General features: G+C 65.8%; 3 protein-coding genes. All 3 read left to right on the top strand.

Annotated elements, in window-relative coordinates; genetic code table 11:
• The coding region (locus AC16XC_RS09045; RefSeq protein ID WP_484034323.1) for a PrpF domain-containing protein at window positions 1-534 on the top strand (534 nt) is incomplete at its 5' end.
• A 120-nt stretch (window positions 535-654) separates the two neighbouring features.
• The gene (locus AC16XC_RS09040) at window positions 655-1,539 is read left to right on the top strand and encodes an amidohydrolase family protein (protein WP_484034322.1); all 885 of its coding nucleotides are present in this window, start codon (window positions 655-657) and stop codon (window positions 1,537-1,539) included.
• Window positions 1,539-2,060: hypothetical protein (locus tag AC16XC_RS09035; RefSeq protein ID WP_484034321.1), on the top strand; the 522-nt coding region annotated here is incomplete at its 3' end. The genes AC16XC_RS09040 and AC16XC_RS09035, both read left to right, overlap by 1 nt.

The raw sequence follows: 2,060 nt of genomic DNA, 5'->3' as shown, positions 1-2,060 counted from the left end.
CCCACCGGCAACCGCGTCGACACTCTTGTCGGTGTCCGCTGCACGCTGATCGACAACGGCATGCCGTGTATCGTGTTCAAGGCGGAGGATGTCGGCGCGACGGGTTATGAAACCCGCGAGGAACTCGAGAGCGAGGCCTTTGCCGAACTGCGGACCCGGATCGAACGCATCCGCCTGGCGGCAGGACCGCTGATGAATCTCGGAAATGTCGCGGAAAAGAGCGTGCCCAAGATGATGCTGGTGGCCCCGCCGCTGAATGGTGGAGCGGTGACCGTGCGCAGCTTCATCCCGCACCGCGCGCATGCCTCGGTCGGCGTGCTGGCGGCAGTCAGCGTGGCCACGGCCTGCCTCCTGCCGGGATCGCCGGCCTACGAGGTTGCGGATATCCCGCAGGGTTCGCGCAAGACATTGTCGGTCGAGCACCCGACCGGCGAGATGAGTTGCGTGCTGGAAGTCAATGACCTCGGCGAGGTTGTCTCTTCGGCGCTGCTGCGAACGGCGCGCAAGCTGATGGATGGAGTGGTTTTTGCTTAAGCCCTCTCCCCTTCAGGGGAGAGGGTTGGGAGAGGGGGCTGCCCCTCTCAACTTCGGCTAGCGAGCAAGCTCGCAAGCCTTCGTATCTCTCCCCTGACGGGGAGAGAGCATGGAGAAATGATGTCCGAACGAATTACCAGCTGGCACGCAAATCCCTCGAAACCCGCCTACAAGCCCCTTGCCGGGGCGGTGGATGCGCATTGCCACGTGTTCGGGCCGATGGCGCAATTCCCGTTCAGTGCGAAGGCCAAATATCTCCCCGAGGATGCCGGTCCGGACAAGCTGTTCGCGCTGCGCGACCACCTCGGCTTTTCGCGCAATGTCATCGTCCAGGCGAGCTGCCACGGGACCGACAACCGCGCGACGCTGAACGCGATCGCCAGGTCGAACGGAAAGGCGCGCGGGGTAGCGGTGGTCGATCCGGCGATTTCGGAGGAGGAGCTCGCCGCGCTCCATGCGGGAGGCATCCGCGGGATCCGCTTCAATTTCCTCAAGCGGCTGGTCGACGACGCGCCGAAGGACAAATTCCTCGAAGTCGCCGGGCGGCTCCCCAGGGGCTGGCATGTGGTGATCTATTTCGAGGCCGATATCCTGGAGGAACTGCGCCCGTTCCTTGCTGCGATCCCGGTCCCGCTGGTGATCGACCATATGGGCCGGCCCGACGTTTCGCAGGGCCCGGACGGGCCGGATATGCGGGCCTTCCGGGCATTGCTCGATTCGCGCTCCGATATCCACTTCAAGCCGACCTGCCCTGACCGGCTCGATGCGATCAAGGAAGGCGGCGGCGGCGATCCGTGGAACGCCTTTGCCGCGGCGGTCGCGCCGCTGGTCGCCGATTATCCCGACCGCTGCATCTGGGGAACCGACTGGCCGCATCCCAACATGCAGGACGAAATCCCCGACGACGGCCACATCGTCGACATGATCCCGCGCATCGCGCCGGGCGGTGAACTCCAGCGCAAGCTGCTGATCGACAATCCGATGCGGCTCTACTGGGCCGATTGATGCTTGAGCGGGCGCTCATCGCCGGAGCGGCTGCCAGTCTTGCAGCGAGCCCGGCCTGGGCCGAAAGCGCCGATCACTATCGCGGCGGCTGGCTGAGCGAATCCGGCGAGCCGCATGTCTACGAATTCGTCATCAAGGCCGACCGGGTCGGCGGAATCTATTGCAGCAATTGCGCCGACGGGACGACCCTCGCCCGGATCGCGGGCAGCTTCGACGAGGCGGAAGGCCTCGCCTTCACCATCCGCCATCTCGCGCTTGACGGTTCGCTGGTCTCGCAGGACTCGGTCGAGGCCCGGCTGGAGGGCGGGAAACTGATCGTCTCGGGCGTCCGCGACGGCGAGGCCTTCGAGCACATCGCGATCAAGGATCCGCGCGGACCGACGCCCGGCCCCTTTCCGCAAGCGATGTTTCCGCCGGGTTCGCCGCCGGTCGAGATCACCGAGGGCGGGTTCGGCGGCGGGCCACCCGCGCCCTATCTCCAGCCTGCACCCTGGCGGCAGATCGCTGCCGATGATGTCGTC

The sequence above is a fragment of the Candidatus Andeanibacterium sp. genome (genome assembly GCF_057143545.1).
Note: the sequence above shows the minus strand (reverse complement) of the source record. Positions and strands in the feature narration are given on the sequence as shown.

What these genes read in the sequence shown, in the direction of transcription:
- AC16XC_RS09040 (WP_484034322.1), top strand. Translation starts at nt 655, where the DNA reads ATGTCCGAACGAATTACCAGCTGGCACGCAAATCCCTCGAAACCCGCC.